This is a genomic window from Klebsiella huaxiensis (assembly GCF_003261575.2).
Classification (GTDB): Bacteria; Pseudomonadota; Gammaproteobacteria; order Enterobacterales; family Enterobacteriaceae; genus Klebsiella; species Klebsiella huaxiensis.
On the sequence record NZ_CP036175.1, the window covers coordinates 4,794,392 to 4,813,105 of the forward strand.

Annotated in this window: 18 protein-coding genes; 3 read left to right on the forward strand and 15 right to left on the reverse strand. The window is 52.8% G+C overall.

Annotated features, from left to right (window positions below):
- Positions 1-37 precede the first annotated feature (37 nt).
- Together frsA and gpt are read right to left on the reverse strand one after the other, a co-directional pair.
- The gene (gene frsA / locus DA718_RS22935) at positions 38-1,282 is read right to left on the reverse strand and encodes an esterase FrsA (RefSeq protein WP_112214018.1); all 1,245 of its coding nucleotides are present in this window, start codon (positions 1,280-1,282) and stop codon (positions 38-40) included.
- Between the two features lie 106 nt (positions 1,283-1,388).
- Positions 1,389-1,847, reverse strand: coding sequence for a xanthine phosphoribosyltransferase (gpt, locus tag DA718_RS22940; RefSeq protein WP_110273886.1), 459 nt, complete (start codon positions 1,845-1,847; stop codon positions 1,389-1,391).
- 257 nt (positions 1,848-2,104) lie between these two features.
- Between gpt and pepD the strand changes: the two genes are divergently transcribed.
- The gene (pepD, locus tag DA718_RS22945; RefSeq protein WP_112214017.1) at positions 2,105-3,562 is read left to right on the forward strand and encodes a cytosol nonspecific dipeptidase; all 1,458 of its coding nucleotides are present in this window, start codon (positions 2,105-2,107) and stop codon (positions 3,560-3,562) included.
- A 57-nt stretch (positions 3,563-3,619) separates the two neighbouring features.
- On the opposite strand, the gene prfH is transcribed toward pepD, so the two are convergent.
- The 11 genes from prfH to DA718_RS23000 form a co-directional block, all read right to left on the reverse strand.
- Positions 3,620-4,219, reverse strand: a complete 600-nt coding sequence (gene prfH, locus DA718_RS22950; protein ID WP_112214016.1) for a peptide chain release factor H — start codon at positions 4,217-4,219, stop codon at positions 3,620-3,622.
- Positions 4,216-5,355 (reverse strand): RNA ligase RtcB family protein, encoded by a 1,140-nt coding sequence (locus tag DA718_RS22955; protein ID WP_130624397.1) that lies wholly within the window; start codon positions 5,353-5,355, stop codon positions 4,216-4,218. The genes prfH and DA718_RS22955 overlap by 4 nt, the downstream gene beginning before the upstream one ends.
- 237 nt (positions 5,356-5,592) lie before the next feature.
- A complete protein-coding gene (locus tag DA718_RS22960) occupies positions 5,593-6,045 on the reverse strand; it encodes a GNAT family N-acetyltransferase (RefSeq protein WP_376767708.1) in 453 nt (150 codons plus the stop codon).
- Positions 6,046-6,050: 5 nt separating this feature from the next.
- Complete coding sequence (gene dinB / locus DA718_RS22965) at positions 6,051-7,106, reverse strand: DNA polymerase IV (RefSeq protein WP_112214013.1); 1,056 nt, start codon at positions 7,104-7,106, stop codon at positions 6,051-6,053.
- A 139-nt stretch (positions 7,107-7,245) separates the two neighbouring features.
- The gene (nqrM, locus tag DA718_RS22970; protein ID WP_167492892.1) at positions 7,246-7,461 is read right to left on the reverse strand and encodes a (Na+)-NQR maturation NqrM; all 216 of its coding nucleotides are present in this window, start codon (positions 7,459-7,461) and stop codon (positions 7,246-7,248) included.
- 2 nt (positions 7,462-7,463) lie between these two features.
- A complete protein-coding gene (gene nqrF, locus DA718_RS22975) occupies positions 7,464-8,687 on the reverse strand; it encodes an NADH:ubiquinone reductase (Na(+)-transporting) subunit F (RefSeq protein ID WP_112214012.1) in 1,224 nt (407 codons plus the stop codon).
- 11 nt (positions 8,688-8,698) lie between these two features.
- A complete protein-coding gene (nqrE, locus tag DA718_RS22980) occupies positions 8,699-9,295 on the reverse strand; it encodes an NADH:ubiquinone reductase (Na(+)-transporting) subunit E (protein ID WP_110273894.1) in 597 nt (198 codons plus the stop codon).
- 6 nt (positions 9,296-9,301) lie between these two features.
- Positions 9,302-9,940 (reverse strand): NADH:ubiquinone reductase (Na(+)-transporting) subunit D, encoded by a 639-nt coding sequence (locus DA718_RS22985; RefSeq protein ID WP_112214011.1) that lies wholly within the window; start codon positions 9,938-9,940, stop codon positions 9,302-9,304.
- On the reverse strand, positions 9,933-10,727 hold the full coding sequence (locus DA718_RS22990; protein WP_112214010.1) for a Na(+)-translocating NADH-quinone reductase subunit C: 795 nt from the start codon (positions 10,725-10,727) through the stop codon (positions 9,933-9,935). Before DA718_RS22990 ends, DA718_RS22985 begins: the two co-directional genes overlap by 8 nt.
- The gene (locus DA718_RS22995) at positions 10,720-11,958 is read right to left on the reverse strand and encodes an NADH:ubiquinone reductase (Na(+)-transporting) subunit B (RefSeq protein WP_112214009.1); all 1,239 of its coding nucleotides are present in this window, start codon (positions 11,956-11,958) and stop codon (positions 10,720-10,722) included. The genes DA718_RS22990 and DA718_RS22995 overlap by 8 nt, the downstream gene beginning before the upstream one ends.
- Positions 11,959-11,961: 3 nt before the next feature.
- The gene (locus DA718_RS23000) at positions 11,962-13,305 is read right to left on the reverse strand and encodes a Na(+)-translocating NADH-quinone reductase subunit A (protein ID WP_112214008.1); all 1,344 of its coding nucleotides are present in this window, start codon (positions 13,303-13,305) and stop codon (positions 11,962-11,964) included.
- A gap of 414 nt (positions 13,306-13,719) precedes the next feature.
- Here DA718_RS23000 and dpaA point away from each other — a divergent pair, with 414 nt between their 5' ends.
- Positions 13,720-14,460: a peptidoglycan meso-diaminopimelic acid protein amidase gene (gene dpaA, locus DA718_RS23005; protein ID WP_112214007.1), complete on the forward strand. Its 741-nt coding sequence runs from the start codon at positions 13,720-13,722 to the stop codon at positions 14,458-14,460.
- On the opposite strand, the gene DA718_RS23010 is transcribed toward dpaA, so the two are convergent.
- Together DA718_RS23010 and lpcA are read right to left on the reverse strand one after the other, a co-directional pair.
- On the reverse strand, positions 14,431-15,198 hold the full coding sequence (locus tag DA718_RS23010; RefSeq protein WP_112214006.1) for a class II glutamine amidotransferase: 768 nt from the start codon (positions 15,196-15,198) through the stop codon (positions 14,431-14,433). The two genes, dpaA and DA718_RS23010, sit on opposite strands and share 30 nt — an antisense overlap.
- 209 nt (positions 15,199-15,407) lie before the next feature.
- Complete coding sequence (gene lpcA / locus DA718_RS23015) at positions 15,408-15,989, reverse strand: D-sedoheptulose 7-phosphate isomerase (protein ID WP_112214005.1); 582 nt, start codon at positions 15,987-15,989, stop codon at positions 15,408-15,410.
- A gap of 238 nt (positions 15,990-16,227) precedes the next feature.
- Between lpcA and fadE the strand changes: the two genes are divergently transcribed.
- A complete protein-coding gene (fadE, locus tag DA718_RS23020) occupies positions 16,228-18,672 on the forward strand; it encodes an acyl-CoA dehydrogenase FadE (RefSeq protein ID WP_112214004.1) in 2,445 nt (814 codons plus the stop codon).
- The last annotated feature ends 42 nt before the right edge of the window (positions 18,673-18,714 follow it).

Here is an 18,714-nt window from a genome sequence, read left to right on the forward strand (position 1 = left end):
CAATGACGTTACCAAATCAATAGAATTTAGCAATATATTAACTAAATCTATGACTAATCCAGCGGGCGATCTGCCGCAAGGCGTGATCGAAGTTGCGATAAACCGGGTTGAAAGGAATTTCCATCAGCTTGCCATCGGCTGATGATGAGGTAATCAAACGTGACTCCTCTTCCGGGCTGAACGGATCGTCTTTCCAGTAACCCGAGAGCATTGGCGTTGGGCTGCGGCGGCCCAGCAATCCCTGAACTTTTAACGAATAACGGCTCAGCTCAACGCGCAGCGCCTCATCAGAAGCATCATGCATCCCCAGACGCGAAGCCAGAACGTCAAGATACATTTCCGGTACCCGCCCCTGATGAAGAGGATCAACCAGCAGACCATGCACCACCGGCCCAAGGCAGGCTACAGCTTTCAGACGTTGCGCCTCAAGATAGCCCAGCCGCACCGCAATATTGGCGCCGAAACGAAAACCAAATGCGGCCACGCGAGTATGATCGACCCAAGGGACATTGGACAGATGCTGCAATACATACTGGTGCAGCAAACTGGTGTCCTGGGTCAGCTTACATTTTGATGAGAAACCAATAGAAGGCATATCCACGGTCAACATGGCGATACCCAATGGCGCAAAATAGTTCTCATACAGGTTATAATAATCGGTCTGTAGCGCGTCTAGCCCGCCGCACATCAGCACCGTAGGAAAGGGACCATCGCCTGACGGCATATGCAAGAAACCGGTTATCGGCGCTCCACCGGGGATGGAGAACTCCAGTTCGCGCAGCTTACCCGGCAGCCGCTGGGCCGCTTCTTCATAAGCACGATACGCCAGGACCTGAGCCTGCTCAGCCAGCTCATCGCCCTTAATGTGCGGATAAGCGGCAATGCTGTACAGGTTTGCCGCATGGAGCCAGTGACGGCCGCTAACCAGAAGATCCTCTTCTTGACCAGCCTTTTGCTGCCAATCCATCGCCTGTTTGGCCCATTCAAAGATCCAGTTACCGCCGCGATAGCCGACCACCGTATCGTAAAGCTCCGGGTCAGTGCGTTCTGCATCGCTCATGACGATGCGCGCCTGCACGTCGAGGATCTCCTGCGGCGTCACGCCACGCCAAATCCACATCAAGCGGTTAATGAGTCGATACCAGTGATCAACATTATTGCCGCTCAGCGCGGTCTGAATCGGTTGTTGCGATCCAGTGGAAAACCGACGCACCAGCGTTGATGTTTCCGGATGTTTGAATCGGGGTTTAAACAGCGTTTCGCTAAGGTTAGCCTGGGACATGTGCAGCCTCCATCATGTTGCCACTGAAGCTATTGTAACCTGCACAAGGGTAAAAAAAACCACGCCCGGCAAAACCGGGCGTGGTAATTAGCATTTATGCTGAAAATTAACGACCTGCGATAGGCGGTACGAACACCACGCCCATATCCCACGGTTGTTCAATCCAGGTTTCTTGCGGAATATCAACTACATAATCATCAACCAGCGGACGCCCTGCCGGTTTAGCGAAGATAGTGACAAAATGCGCTTTTGGATACATCTCACGAATAGCCACCGCGGTACCGCCGGTATCGACCAGATCGTCGATGACAATGAAGCCTTCGCCATCGCCTTCAGCACGTTTCAGTACGGTCAGTTCGCGCTGGTTATCGTGGTCATAGCTGGAGATGCAAACGGTATCAACATGGCGAATACCCAGTTCACGCGCCAGTAAAGCTCCCGGTACCAGACCGCCACGGCTAACGGCAATAATGCCTTTCCATTGTTCAACCGGCAGCAGACGAGTAGCCAGTTTGCGGGCGTGAATCTGCAACATGTCCCAGGTGACGACGTACTTTTCGCTCATGTGAAGTGTCCCAGCCTATGTTATACGGCTTAAATTGTGTTCGAGGGGAAAAATGGTTGCGCGAGATTATAGAGATCTGGGGCGTTAAAAACCAGCGTTAAGCAGCCATTGCGACTCTTTTTGCGTGGTTTACACTACCGGAGTACGCGGAAAGTGGTATTCTCAACCCCATCGCGCAAGCCCTGGCTTGTAGTGTACTTGATTGCTAACCCCCGACCTGTAAACGACTTTTGCAGGCGCTCGTAAGGAGACTCATCGTGTCTGAACTGTCTCAGTTATCCCCGCAACCGCTGTGGGATATTTTTGCCAAAATCTGCTCAATTCCCCATCCGTCCTATCACGAAGAACAGCTCGCTGAGCACATTATGGGCTGGGCAAAAGAAAAAGGCTTACACGCAGAACGCGACCAGGTTGGCAACATTCTGATTCGTAAAAACGCCACCGCCGGTATGGAAAATCGCAAGCCGGTTGTTCTGCAGGCCCACCTTGATATGGTGCCGCAGAAGAATAACGATACCGTCCACGACTTCACTAAAGACCCCATTCAGCCCTATATCGACGGCGAGTGGATCAAAGCGCGCGGTACAACGCTGGGCGCTGATAACGGTATAGGCATGGCCTCCGCACTGGCGGTGCTGGCTGACGACAGTGTGGTCCATGGCCCGCTGGAAGTGCTGCTGACCATGACGGAAGAAGCCGGTATGGACGGCGCATTTGGTCTACAGGCCAACTGGCTGCAAGCGGATATCCTGATTAACACTGACTCTGAAGAAGAGGGTGAAATCTACATGGGCTGTGCGGGGGGGATCGATTTCACCTCTAACCTGCCGCTGACCCGCGAAGCCGTTCCGGCTGGTTTCCAGAGCTTTAAATTGACGTTAAAAGGGTTGAAAGGCGGTCACTCAGGCGGCGAAATTCACGTTGGTTTGGGTAATGCCAACAAACTGCTGGCGCGCTTCCTGGCGGGTCATGCTGAAGAACTGGATCTGCGTCTGGTCGACTTCAACGGCGGTACGCTGCGTAACGCCATCCCGCGTGAAGCTTTTGCCACCGTGGCCGTTGCGGCAGATAAAACAGACGTGCTGAAGGCGCTGGTCAACGAATACCAGGAAATCCTGCAAAACGAGCTGGCAGCCAAAGAAAAAAATCTGGTTATCCTGCTGGAGTCGGTCAGCAACGGCCAGGCGGCGCTAACTGCACAATCCCGCGATAGCTTTGTGCGCCTGCTGAACGCTACTCCGAACGGTGTCATCCGCAATTCTGACGTGGCGAAAGGCGTGGTGGAAACCTCTCTGAACGTCGGCGTTGTCACCATGACCGACGACAACGTGCAGATTCACTGTCTGATTCGCTCGCTGATCGACAGCGGTAAAGACTACGTCGTGAGCATGCTGGATTCTTTGGGCAAGCTGGCGGGTGCAAAAACCGAAGCCAAAGGCGCATACCCTGGCTGGCAGCCGGACGCCAACTCTCCGGTAATGCATCTGGTGCGTGAGACCTATCAGCGTCTGTTCAACAAGACGCCGAACATCCAGATTATCCACGCGGGTCTGGAATGCGGCCTGTTCAAAAAACCATATCCGGAAATGGACATGGTTTCTATCGGGCCGACCATTACCGGTCCACACTCTCCGGATGAGCAGGTTCATATCGAAAGCGTTGGCCAGTACTGGACGCTGCTGACTGAACTGCTGAAAGCCATTCCGGCAAAATAAGTCAAAAAAGGTCCACACCTCAGGGTGTGGACCTTTTTGTTCATACTGACGAACTGATTACCGCCCGCTAAACGTCCGCACTGGATTGCCGCGCTCAATCTGATGATGAAACATTCGCCGTTCAGATTTCAACGCTGCGCTATCATCCTGCCGCTGCTGTTCCAGCTTCCAGGCAATTAACAATCGCGCCAGCCGTTTATTGGCATGTTGACTCCGTTCCGACTGCACCTTCACGCTGATCCCACTCGCCAGATGCGTGGCGCGCACTGCGGAGTCGGTCTTATTCACATGCTGCCCACCGGGGCCGGAAGAACGTAGCGTTTCAAAGCGAATATCCCCGGACCGTTCCTGCTCATCACTGGAAAAACGTCCTACGCCAACATACCAGTTTTTACGCCCGTGATTGGGTCGAAACGGGCTGGGGAAAATCCACTGTAGGGTGCCACACCAGCTTTCACTTAAGGCAAACGCGCCATCGCCATCAAGAGAGAGCAGAGCCGAGCGCAGTGTACCGGAACGTCTACCCGGCTCGCTTTCCAGCAGCGTCAGAGAAACCCGCTGCTCAGTAGCTTCCTGCATTAGCCGATCCAACGACATTTTTACGGCCAGACAACATTCATCTGGCCCCTGGGCAGAAGAGAGTTGCAATAAAATCATGCGCCTTTCCCTCCGCTGGTTTTCAGCGTCAGCAGAGGACGCAAACGAGCGACCGGCTCAACCAGCCCTGCCTGCACCAGGCATTCCAGTACGCTTTCAACTGATTTATATGCCTGCGGCGCTTCTTCGTAAATCAGCTGTCGATCGCGGCAAATCACTCGGCTTCCCAGTTCGGTACGTGCCATCTGCACCGGGCTGTATTTAGCGGATAGCCGCCCTTTGCATTCGGTACGCATCCATTTACGCCCCGCCCCATGGGCCAGCGAATGCAGCGTTTCTTCACTGATAACGGGCTTAACCAGCCAGCTGTAGTCGCCGCGTGAACCTGGAATAATCACCAGACCACTACCGTCCGGCGTCGCCCCTTTGCGATGTAGCCAGCCTTGTTGCCCGCTAACAGAACACGGCTCGACAAAGTTATGCGCAACATCCAGCACGCGCTGCCCGGTCGCGCGAACCTGCTGCAAAATACGGGTAGCAATCAGTTCGCGATTGACTCGAGCAAAAGCCAGGGCATCGTTATGCTCCGCCAGATAATCCGCCGCCGCCACGCTCCCTTCGGGTAAACCATCGTGCGAAAAAGACATGATATGGCGTTGCAGAATAGATTGCCCCAGTCCGCGAGAGCCGCTATGTGCCAACAGCAGCAGATGCTGAGCATCAAGACCGATCCGCTGGAAGCGCTCGCTATCGACAACCTGATCCACCTGTTGCAGTTCGGCGAAGTGGTTGCCGCCGCCAATGGAGCCCAGCGCGCTGCGCCAGGGGTGCGCGATAAGATTTTCCGGCAGGTGCTCATCCAGCCAGCGTTCTTCAGCAACGTCATCCATAGCGGCCAGTTTTTTCTCAAACTTATCCGCGTTATATTTCCGCCCAAGAATATCTGTTTGCCACAGCGCCATGCCGCAGCCGATATCGTTCCCCACCAGAGCCGGGTAGAAATGACCGAGAGAGAAAAAGGCCGCGCCAATTGGATAACCGCGACCGGGATGCAAGTCAGGCATTCCCACTACGCGATGCATGTGGGGTAAATTTGCCGTCGTGTGTAATTGTTGGATCGCTAAACCTTCGATCCACAGATCGTCTGACGTAATATAAGAAATATTATCAGACGTATAATGAACATTATTGCCCATATACCAATCCATATATAACCGTCATACTTCAAGTTACATGCGCGTTAGTTACGTGTAACTCGAATTATTTGAGTATAAAAATAAATAAAGGATGTGGCAGACGTTACCAGGGCAAAAAAAGAGAGTTATTCCTGGGAAGGTCTGCAAAGTGCGTTCTGAGAATGTATTTTCATGGTGAACCTCCTTTGCAGTTAATAAATTAGGTGAAAGCGCACGTATAGTAATCAGGCGCAATTTTTATTGCAAGACGATTTGTCGCCGCATCAGATAATTAAGAAAACATTCACCGCGTGCTTCTACCACCTGTTTCTCTACAACGCTGAAACCATGGCGTTCAAAGCAGGGTTTTGCCGTAATACTGGCTTCCACCGTCCAAATGCGTTCAGGAAACTGTATAAACAATGCATTGAGCAGCGTGCTGGCAATTCCCTGACGGCTACAGTCAGGCGAGACAAATAGTAAATCGATATAGTCATCAACGGCAGTAATAAACCCAACAGGCGATTTATTTTTTACCGCCACCAGCACCTGCGAGGTGGCTATTTTCTGTCGCCAACGATCTTCATCAACCTGCGCCCAGGCAGCAATTTGCTGCGAGGAATAATCAGCGCTGGCGGTCTCTTTAACGGCCCGTAAAAAGATGGTGCATAGCGCTGAAAAATCATGCGCCTCGTAAGGTCTTATTTTCAGCATCGTTATAATCCCAGAACTAATTGTCTCTCAAGCTGTGGGTCAAGAAGCGTCACATGCAGCCCCACCAGCCTCACTCCCCGGCCACCTCGCCGCTCTTGCCAGGCTTTGTGAGCAGTGCTGATCAAGTCATCTTTATTCAACCGGGGCCAGATATGTTCCTGCGTGGTGAGCTGGAAATCATTAAACTTCAGTTTGACTCCCTGGCGGGCAATCAGCAAATCCGGCTTTACCTTCGCCAGACGTCGTTCCAGCTCAGGGTAGAGATTTTCAATAATCGACTCACACTCCGCCCACTCGTGGATATCCTCCACCAAAGTGCGCTCGACGCCAACTGATTTACGCTGGCGCTCATTGTTAATCTCTCGCTCATCGATCCCCTGACTGCGCTCCCATAATATCCGGCCAAATTTACCAAAGCGCTTGAGCAACATCGCCAGATCGCTGTTTTGCACATCTTCACAAGTTCGCAGCCCCATGCTTTCCAGCTTTGCGGCAGAAACTTTGCCGACGCCAGGAATTTTCGACAGCGGCAACGTTTTGACAAACTCCGCCACCTGATGCGGCGCAATGACAAACTGGCCGTTGGGTTTGTTAAGATCCGAGGCGATTTTAGCGAGGAACTTTACCGGCGCAATTCCGGCGGAGGCTGTCAGATTTAGTTCACGATGAATGGTTTCACGGATCTCCTGCGCCATCAGCGTCGCTGAGCCCAGGCAAAGTACGCTGTCGCTGACGTCAAGATAGGCCTCATCCAGAGATAACGGTTCGATTAACGAAGTGTAGCGGGAAAAAATCTCCCGGATATGATTTGAGGCTTCTTTGTAAGCATCGAAACGACCGGGTAGCAGGGTCAGATGCGGGCAAAGCTTGAGAGCTGTGGCCGTCGGCATGGCGCTGCGCACCCCGAATTTACGCGCCGGATAGTTGGCGGTACTAATAACACCGCGCTGTACCCGACTACCGCCAATGGCGATAGGAATATCGCGCAGCGCCGGATTGTCACGCATCTCAACCGCCGCGAAGAAACAGTCCATATCAACATGGATGATTTTGCGCATAGTTAGCCCCCACTGACCACTGGACAAGTATACAGCAAAAATCGAGATATTGAGAAGAGATGTGTTGTAAGCCGCGATGAACATCGTGATGAGGAATAACCCGGCGTCGCTTCGCTCGGCCGGGTGGAAACTGAAGAAATTACAGAATTCGGTTCTGCTGGCGTTGCTCTTCACGGGCTATTCGCCGTTTACGCGCATCGCAAGGCTCAGGGCAGTCACAGACTTTCTCTATCCCCAGCGAGGAGATCCCGCCACAGCTGCCCTGAATACTTTTACGCTTGATCAGGTATCCCAGCGACATCCCCAGAATAACCAGCGCGAAAATAACAAAGGTCGCCACAAATACCGTCAACATCATCAGCCTCCAAAGTCATCCAGCATGATGTTTTCATCTTCAACGCCGAGATCTTTGAGCATTTTAATCACCGCAGCGTTCATGACCGGCGGGCCACACATATAAAATTCACAATCTTCCGGTGCCGGGTGATCGCGCAGGTAGTTTTCATACAGGACGTTATGAATAAAGCCAGTATGGCCGGTCCAGTTATCTTCCGGCAACGGATCGGACAGCGCCACATGGAAGGTGAAATTCGGATTTTCACGCGCCAACTGTTCGAATTCATCGTCATAGAACATTTCACGCAGAGAACGTGCACCGTACCAGAAGCTAATTTTACGCGAGCTGTGCAGACGCTTAAGCTGATCGAAAATATGCGAACGCATCGGTGCCATTCCAGCACCACCGCCGATGAAGACCATTTCCGCGTCCGTCTCTTTGGCAAAGAATTCACCAAACGGCCCGGAAATCGTCACCTTATCGCCCGCTTTCAGCGACCAGATATACGAGGACATGATACCCGGTGGCGCGTCAGGTACTTTCGGCGGCGGCGTCGCGATACGCACGTTAAGCATGATAATGCCTTTCTCTTCCGGATAGTTAGCCATTGAGTAAGCGCGCAAAGTCGGCTCTTTTACGTCAGAAACGTAGCGGAAGAGGTTAAATTTATCCCAATCGCCGCGATACTCGTCCGGTACATCAAAGTCGGCATAAGCGACCTTGTGCGAAGGACATTCAATCTGAATATAACCACCCGCGCGGAATGGAACCTCGTCGCCATCCGGCACGCGCAGCTTCAGCTCTTTGATAAAAGTAGCTTTATTATCATTAGAGATAACCTCGCATTCCCACTTCTTAACTCCGAAGATTTCTTCCGGCAACTCAATTTTCATGTTCTGCTTCACCGCGACCTGACAGGCCAGGCGGCAGCCTTCTTTCGCCTCACGTTTGGTGATATGAGAAAGTTCGGTTGGCAGAATATCGCCGCCGCCCTCTTTCACCGTCACCCGGCATTGGCCGCAGGAACCACCTCCACCGCAGGCTGATGAAACGAAAATACCGTTGTTGGAGAGCGTATTGAGTAACTTATCACCCGCCGGAGTACGGATCTGTTTATCCGCCTCGTTATTAATTTCAATGACCACATCACCAGCATTCACCAGTTTTGAACGCGCGGCCAGTATCAGCCCTGATAGCACCAGGACGATCAGCGTGAACATCACAACGCCAAGAATAATTTCCATACTTTCCGCCCTTATAGCTGCACACCGGAGAATGACATAAAGCCCAGCGCCATCAGACCCGTGGTAATAAAGGTGATCCCTAACCCGCGCAGGCCTGCGGGCACGTTTGCGTATTTCATTTTTTCACGGATGCCAGCCATCGCCACAATCGCCAACAGCCAGCCAATACCGGAGCCAAAACCGTACACGATGGATTCGGTGAAGTTATAGTCACGCTGCACCATGAATGAGACACCGCCAAAAATCGCGCAGTTAACGGCGATCAGCGGTAAGAATATCCCCAGCGCGTTGTAGAGCGCCGGAAAGTACTTATCGAGGATCATTTCCAGAATCTGCACCAGCGCTGCGATAACCCCGATAAAGGTGATGAAGTTGAGGAAACTTAAGTCAACACCCTCCACCAATGCGCTGTCGCGCAGCACCAGGTTATACACCAGGTTATTGATAGGCACGGCCAGCCCTAGCACGACCGTTACCGCAACGCCAAGCCCAAAGGAGGTCGAGACTTTTTTCGATACCGCGAGGAAGGTACACATCCCCAGAAAGAAGGCCAGTGCCATGTTTTCAACAAACACAGCGCGGACAAACAGGCTAATGTAATGAGCCATAATCGGTTACTCCTTTTCCTGCTGTTCAGGCTTCCAACTGCGCACGGCCCAAATCAACAAACCGATAATAAAGAATGCGCTCGGTGCCAAAAGGAACATACCATTTGGCAGATACCAGCCGCCGTTCTGCACCGTTTCCAGCACAGTGATGCCAAACAGTTTGCCGCTACCAATGAGTTCGCGCAGGAAGCCGACAATCAACAGAATCGCACCATATCCCAGACCGTTGCCGATACCGTCCATAAAACTCGCCAGCGGCGGCGACTTCATGGCATAGGCTTCCGCCCGCCCCATCACAATACAGTTAGTGATGATAAGCCCGACAAACACTGACAGCTGTTTCGAGGTCTCATAGGCAAAGGCACGTAGCAGCTGGTCAACCACAATAACCAGTGAGGCGATAATCGCCATCTGTACAATGATGCGCACGCTGTTAGGAATATGGTGACGGATCATAGAGATAAACATGCTGGAGAATGCCGTAACCAGCGTTACCGCGATGGTCATAACAAAAGCGGTTTCCAGCTTGGTGGTTACAGCCAGTGCAGAACACACGCCCAAAACCTGCAGAGTAATGGGGTTATTAGCGATAAGCGGCCCCACCAGCACACGCTTCATTTCTTTCATGTCGCCCAAATCAGCCATTATTCAGCTCCCCTTCGCGCACCTTATTCAGGAATGGACCAAAGCCCAGTTCGCCCATCCAGAAATCAAAGCTATGCTGCACACCGTTTGACGTCAGCGTTGCACCCGACAGCCCGTCAACGGCATGAACGTCTCCCGGGCGCGCGCCACCTTTCACAATTCTCAACGCTGGCATGCCTTTATCGTCCAGCACCTGTTTGCCGACAAACTGCTGACGCCAGTTAGGATTTTCAATTTCCCCGCCCAGCCCCGGCGTTTCGCCGTGATCGTAGTAGGTGATGCCTTTGACAGTACGGCCATCGGTTTCCAGCGCGACGAAGGCATACATCACCGACCACAAGCCGTTGCCGTAAATGGGCAGTACAACTTCCTGAACCTGCTGCTTCTCATCGCGCACCAGATAAATTTCAGCGATATTACTACGACGTTTGATTCCCGCAGGATCCTGGCTGGCTTCCAGCTGAATGCTCTGTTGTGAGTCTTTCAGCGCCTGGGACTGATTAAACTTGCCAGGGTCTTTATCCAGCAGCTCACCGCTGGCTAAATCGACTAATCGTGGAGAGATGCGGGCATTAAAAATATCAGCCACTTCATCTGCGCTCATCCCCTGCTTCATCAGACCGGCAACCGCCAGAATATTGCGCTGTTTATCCAGCGCACGCTGCTCCTGCTGGCGCGATTTTAGCCCCACGGCAGAACCGGCGACCACGATTGAGCAGACCAGGCAAAGCACCAGCACCACCAGCAGCGTTTTGCCGATGCTATCGTTACTTTTATTCTCAGCCACGCGACTTCCTCCGCTTAATATTGGCCCGCACCACCAGGTAATCAAACAGCGGCGCAAAGAGGTTGGCGAAGAGGATCGCCAGCATCATCCCTTCCGGATAGGCTGGGTTGACCACGCGAATCAGCACGCACATCACGCCGATCAGCAGGCCATAACTCCATTTTCCTTTATCCGTAAACGATGCGGATACCGGGTCCGTGGCCATAAACATCATGCCGAAGGCGAAACCGCCAAGCACCAGATGCCAGTACCACGGCATGGCAAACATCGGATTGGTATCAGAGCCAATGAAATTAAACAGGGTCGCGGTGGCCACCATGCCGATGAAAACCCCAGCGACAATGCGCCAGGAGGCCACGCGACCGAAGATGATGATGGCGCCACCGATGAGAATCATCAGCGTCGAAACTTCGCCAATCGAGCCAGGAATATGGCCGAGAAAGGCATCCATCCAGCTAACCGGCAGGCCAGTTGTAACGTTAACCAGCGATTCACCGCCGCCACTTGCCCACTGGGATAGCGGCGTCGCGCCGGAGAAACCATCGGCAGCGGTCCAGACCAGATCGCCAGAAATTTGCGCCGGGTAGGCGAAGAACAGAAAGGCGCGCCCAGCCAGAGCTGGATTAAGAAAGTTACGCCCGGTCCCGCCGAAAATCTCTTTGGCAATAACAACACCAAATGAGATCCCCAATGCGGCCTGCCACAGCGGCAGAGTTGGCGGCACTATCAGAGCGAACAGGATTGAGGTAACGAAGAAGCCTTCGTTTATTTCGTGCTTACGCACGATAGCAAACAGAACCTCCCAGAATCCGCCGACAAGAAACACGGTGATGTAGATGGGCAGGAAGAATATCGCCCCCAGCGTCATCATGCTGAGCCAACCGGCATCAGCCGTGAAGTTCACCCCCAGCCATTGTGCAATGCTGTAGTGCCAGTTCCCGGCGATAACCTGCTGCAGTTGTTCAGCACCGTATAATTTATGCAGTGCCGGGATGGTTTCCTGACCAACGTTATACATTCCCCAGAACATCGCCGGGAAAACCGCAAACCACACCAGAATCATCATCCGCTTGAGGTCGATGGCGTCTCTGACATGCGCCGCACCGCGCGTCACCTGCCCCGGAGTGTAGAACAGCGTCGCCGTCGCTTCGAACAACGGATAGTATTTTTCCAGCTTGCCGCCATGCGTAAAGTGCGGCTCAAGTTTGTCAAAAATTTGCTTTAAGCCCATCACTTATCCTTCCTGCTCAATCTGGGTTAACACACTGCGCAATGCCGGACCATATTCGTACTTGCCGGGGCATACGTAGGTGCAAAGCGCCAGGTCTTCTTCATCCAGCTCCAGACAGCCCAGCGCCTGCGCGCTATCGGTATCACCCGCCAGCAAATCGCGCAGCAACATCGTGGGCAGAATATCCAGCGGCATCACGCGCTCATAGTTGCCGATTGGCACCATGGCCCGCTCACCGCCGTGGGTATCCGTCGAGAAATTGAACAGCTTATGCTTGAGAAAATGACCGAGCGTGGTTCGGGTAATGGAGAATTTATCTTTCCCCGGCATAACCCAGCCGAACAGCTCTTTTTCACGCCCCTCTTTCACCACGCTGACTTGTAAATGAAAGCGCCCAAGAAAAGCATAGGCTCCATGGGCATGGGTTCCGCTGAGAACTGAACCCGAAATAACGCGGTTTTCATCATTAAGCAGTTCTTCGACAAGCAGCTCATCAAGGCTGGCACCTAAGCAAGTCTTTAACAGACGAGGCTCTTTTACCTGCGGACCACCGAGGGCAATAATGCGTTCGCTATATATTTCCCCCTCGAGGAATAATTTACCGATAGCGGTGACGTCCTGGTAGTTTAGATGCCAGACCTGCTTTTTCAGGCTAACCGGCTCCAGAAAATGGATGTGCGTTCCGGGTAGCCCTGCCGGATGTGGCCCGGTGAACTGGTTGAAAGTCACCTGCCCAACAGGATGCCCACCAAGCTTGCCGCCGCTGGCCTGACACACGTGAACTTGACCGTCAGTCAGACGCGTCAGCACCGTCAGCCCGGCATCAAAAGCGTCGCGCTGGGCCAGGATGATGGGCTGAGGTTCGGCTGCTAGCGGGTTGGTGTCTATCGCAGTTACAAAAATCGCCGCTGGCACGCTACCCGGAGCCGGGATTTTGCTGAAAGGACGGGTACGAAATGCAGTCCACTGCCCGGACTCCAGCAGCTGTTGCTGCACGCTCTCACGCGTTAATCCAGCAAGATCAGAGGGTTCATAGCGGGAAAAATGAATGACCTCATCGCCCTCGACATCGATAACAACCGATTGCAGAACCCGTCGCTCGCCGCGGTGAATGGCGCTAACAATTCCGCTCGCAGGGGCGGTAAAACGCACGCCAGGGTTCTTTTTATCTTCGAACAGGAGTTGGCCTTTTTGCACCCGGTCGCCTTCACACACCGCCATCGAGGGGCGCATACCGATGTACTCTTCACCTAACAGCGCAACGCGTTTGACCGCAGTCTTAGAAGAAATTTGCTGTGATGGCATGCCAGCTATGGGCAGATTTAGCCCTTTCGTGATTTTAATCATATCGTTAGCAGGTATCCGTTACTTAAACCCCGGCATCAGGCCGAGGCCAGCATCATTGATGGAAAAATAAAAGGAAGAAAGGAACACCATAGTCCTGATGATTCGCAAGACGGGAGAGAAGCATCCTTTCTTACCCTGATCATTTAGCGGACCAAGTGTAACATTTCGTGAGCGGTGCCTGTAGACAAACCGCCATTAAGTCGTTCTAAAATGCGAGCTATTACGCAAAGTTCTGACTGCGCTTTGCCGTGAGATTCGCTATAACAGGAAACTAAAACGTAAACGCAGCACGTCGTGCTTGCGAAAAACTGCCGTGATGCTAATGTGAGCGCTCTAAATCCAGAAAACTCTGATTTCGGATCTCTCTTGCCGTCCTGGCAATGTGGTTATTTGTTTTATCAAGGAACAAGTAGTATGCGCAAAATCGCATTATTTATTGCGATGCTTCTGTTGCCATGCGTGTCATTCGCAGGGCTACTCAGCAGTAACAGCTCGACAACGCCAATGAGCAAAGAGTATAAGCAGCAATTAATGGGCTCACCGGTCTACATTGAGATCTTTAAAGAAGAGCGCATGCTCGATCTTTACGTCAAAATGGGCGAAACCTATCAGCTTCTCGATAGCTACCGGATCTGCAACTACTCCGGTGGTCTCGGACCCAAGCAGCGTCAGGGCGATTTTAAGAGCCCGGAAGGTTTCTATAATGTTTCCCGCAATCAGCTAAAACCTGACAGTCGCTTCTATAAAGCAATCAATATCGGCTTCCCGAACGCCTACGATCGTGCGCATGGTTATGAAGGTAAATACCTGATGATTCACGGCGCGTGCGTATCAGTCGGCTGTTATGCCATGACCGATACCGGTATTGATGAGATTTTCCAGTTCGTCACCGGGGCGCTCGTCTTCGGCCAGTCCAGCGTCCAGGTCAGCATTTATCCTTTCCGCATGACCGATGCCAACATGGCCCGTCACAAATTTTCCTATTTCACCGATTTCTGGAAACAGCTGAAGCCTGGCTATGATTACTTCCAGCAGACGCACAAGCCGCCGGTAGTCTCAGTGGCCGATGGTCGCTACGTGGTAAGCAAGCCGCTCAGCCACGAAGTTGTCCAGCCGCAGCTGGCCTCAAACTACACGGTCCCCGAGGCAAAATAACGCCCACTCGCCTGGCATGATCTTATTCCAGGTTTCGTTGCCGGTTAACGGTTGAGTGGCAATCACGGAGACCACATCATTTGGTGTGGTCTCGCGTTGAAAATCGATTTCCACATCCTGATCCAGCAACGTTGCTACACCAAACGGCGCGCGTCGCGTGATCCAGTATAAATTGGTTGAGCAAAACGCCATCACATAGCGTCCATCGGACAGCAGCATGTTAAACACGCCTTTTTCGCGCAGCGTTCCGGCAAGTGTAGCGATATATCTAAACACCTCGACCATATCATCCGGCGTATTGGGATAGCGTTCAGTTACGCTATTCAGTAACCAGCAGAAGGCTTTCTCGCTGTCCGTCTCGCCAATCGGCTGCAGGTTTCCCGTCTCCAGAGACTCATATCCTTCTAACTGGCCGTTATGCGCGTAGGTCCAGTTACGTCCCCAGAGTTCACGGGTAAACGGATGAGTATTTTCCAGCGCGACGATCCCCCGGTTAGCCTGGCGAATATGGGCGATGACTGAACATGATTTAATGGGATAGTCCTGTACCAACTTAGCAATCGGTGACTGAAAGCTAGGCTGTGGATCTTTAAATGTGCGACAGCCCTTACCTTCATAAAAGGTAATGCCCCAGCCGTCTTTATGCGGCCCAGTTCCGCCACCGCGCTGCACCAGCCCGGTAAAACTAAAGCAAATATCTGTTGGCACATTCGCGCTCATCCCGAGCAATTCGCACATAGATCACCTCATACAACTTACTGAAACATAAAAGGCGTTATTGGTGCAGTCAATTTGGACACGGCCAGCGCGCAGAAACCGTAGCGTACTTCATGTACGTGAGGATGATTCGCTACGCTCCCCCTGCGGGCCGCCCTGAAGGGCGTTCAAAACTCGGTGAGTTTTGTCTGAGCACTGCCCGGGTTCAAAATGGCTAACTAAAGAGCCTTTTAAGCTTTAACCATCTCTTTTTCAATCAACATAATCAGGATATGAATCACTTTAATGTGAATTTCCTGAATGCGATCGGCATAACCAAAATGCGGTACGCGAATTTCAACATCCGCAGAGCCCGCCATTTTACCGCCATCTTTGCCGGTCAGAGTGATGACTTTCATTCCCTGAGCGCGAGCGGCTTCAATCGCTTTAATAACGTTACCGGAGTTACCGGAAGTAGAAATCCCGAGCAACACGTCACCTGCGCGGCCCACCGACTCAACGTAGCGAGAAAAAACATATTCATAGCCAAAATCATTACTGACGCAAGAGAGATGGCTCACGTCTGAAATCGCAATTGCCGGATAGCCAGGGCGGTTTTCACGATAGCGCCCGGTCAGTTCTTCCGCAAAATGCATCGCATCGCAGTGAGAACCGCCATTACCGCAGGAGAGAACTTTGCCACCAGCCTTAAAGCTATCCGCCAGCAGCACCGCTGCACGCTGAATGGCATGAATGTTGGCATCGTCCTGCAGAAAATTAGCCAGCGTTTCCGCCGCTTCGTTCAGTTCGTTACGAATAAGATCCTGGTACATGAGGATAATCCTTCAGTATTTGTGGGATAACTCAGGCAGTTTACCGGATAGCCGCCGATGCGAGAAGCAGCAGACGGGTCTATCCCCTGTGCTTTTGATTTTATGTGCCGCATTTCCGTACAACAATGTGAGCAATGTTGTAATTATTTTGTAAACACATTGCTAAAACAAATTACATCCACTACAACCATATCATCACAAGTGGTCAGACCTCCTACAAGACAGGGAGCATTTCTTTATGATGATTTTGAGTATTGTTGCAACCGTTGTTTTACTCGGTGCGCTCTTCTATCACCGAATCAATCTGCTGCTTAGCAGCGCGATTTTGCTTGCCTGGACTGCGGCACTCGGCGTTGCTGGGCTGTGGAATATCTGGCTGCTGGTTCCGCTGGCTATCATTTTGCTGCCGTTCAACTTCGCTCCGATGCGCAAGTCGATGATTTCAGTCCCGGCATTCCGCGCTTTCCGTAAAGTCATGCCGCCGATGTCACGTACTGAGAAAGAAGCTATCGATGCCGGTACGACCTGGTGGGAAGGCGACCTGTTCCGCGGTAACCCTGACTGGCAGAAGCTGCACAACTACCCGCAGCCGCGCCTGACCGCTGAAGAACAAGCCTTTATTGACGGCCCGGTTGAAGAAGCCTGCCGCATGGCGAACGACTTCGAAATTACCCACGAAATGGCCGATCTACCGCCGGAGCTGTGGGCTTATCTGAAAGAGCATCGCTTCTTCGCGATGATCATCAAGAAAGAGTACGGCGGCCTGGAGTTTTCTGCTTTCGCCCAGGCGCGCGTGTTGCAAAAACTGTCCGGTGTTTCCGGGATTCTGGCGATTACCGTCGGCGTACCTAACTCATTAGGCCCAGGCGAACTGCTGCAGCATTACGGCACCGAAGAGCAGAAAAATCACTATCTGCCACGTCTGGCGCGCGGTCAGGAAATTCCATGTTTCGCGCTGACCAGCCCGGAAGCTGGCTCAGATGCTGGGGCCATTCCGGACACCGGCGTGGTCTGCATGGGCGAATGGCAGGGCCAACAGGTGCTGGGTATGCGCCTGACCTGGAACAAACGCTATATCACGCTGGCCCCCATAGCCACCGTTTTGGGTCTGGCGTTTAAACTCTCCGACCCCGACCGTCTGTTGGGCGGTGAAGAAGAGCTGGGTATCACCTGTGCCCTGATCCCAACAGCCACACCAGGCGTTGAGATCGGTCGTCGCCACTTCCCGCTGAACGTTCCGTTCCAGAATGGCCCGACCCAGGGTAAAGATATTTTTGTTCCTATCGATTACATCATTGGAGGCCCGTCGATGGCCGGTCAGGGCTGGCGGATGCTGGTTGAATGTTTATCCGTGGGCCGCGGCATCACATTACCGTCCAATGCCACGGGCGGCCTGAAATCCGTCGCCATGGCTACCGGCGCCTACGCGCATATTCGCCGCCAGTTCAAAATCTCTATCGGTAAAATGGAAGGGATTGAAGAACCGCTGGCGCGTATTGCAGGTAACGCCTACGTGATGGATGCCGCAGCCTCGCTGATTACCTACGGTATTATGCTCGGTGAAAAACCGGCAGTACTATCGGCAATTGTGAAATATCACTGTACCCATCGCGGCCAGCGCTCGATCATTGACGCAATGGATATTACCGGCGGTAAAGGCATTATGCTCGGCAGCGGTAACTTCCTGGCGCGAGCCTATCAGGGCGCACCAATCGCTATCACCGTAGAGGGGGCGAATATCCTCACCCGCAGCATGATGATCTTCGGTCAGGGGGCGATTCGTTGCCATCCGTACGTGCTGGATGAAATGGCCGCCGCGCAGAATAACGATGTTAACGCATTCGATAAGCTGCTGTTCAAACATATCGGTCATGTGGGTAGCAACAAAGTACGCAGCTTCTGGCTGGGTCTGACTCGCGGCCTCACCAGCAGTTCACCGACCCGCGATGCCACTCGCCGCTACTATCAGCATATGAATCGCCTGAGCGCCAACCTGGCCCTGCTGTCCGATGTCTCAATGGCGGTACTCGGCGGCAGTCTGAAGCGCCGCGAGCGTATTTCAGCACGCCTGGGCGATGTACTGAGCCAGCTCTATCTGGCCTCTGCAGTGCTGAAGCGCTATGACGATGAAGGGCGTAACGAAGCAGATTTGCCGCTGGTTCACTGGGGCGTGCAGGATGCACTGTATCAGGCAGAACAGGCCATTGACGATCTGCTGGTCAACTTCCCAAATCGTCTGGTGGCCGGAGCGCTTCGCGTAGCCATCTTCCCGACAGGGCGTCATTATCTGGCCCCTTCAGACAAGCTGGATCATAAAGTAGCGAAAATTCTGCAGGTTCCGAGCGCGACTCGTTCTCGTATCGGCCGCGGTCAGTACTTGACGCCAAGCGAGCATAACCCGGTTGGATTGCTGGAAGAGGCGCTGCTCGATGTTATGGCAGCCGACCCCATCCACCAGCGTATTTGCAAAGAGCTGGGTAAGAACCTGTCGTTTACCCGTCTTGATGAACTGGCTCATAACGCGCTGGCAAAAGGGTTAATTAATCAGGATGAGGCAGATATTCTGGTTCGTGCCGAGAACAGTCGCCTGCGCAGTATTAACGTCGACGACTTCGCCCCGGATGAACTGGCGACCCGCCCGGTAAAGCTGCCGGAGAAAGTACGCAAGATTGAAGCGGCATAAAAAAACCATAATATAACAACATCACGATCGAGGCGGGCTCCC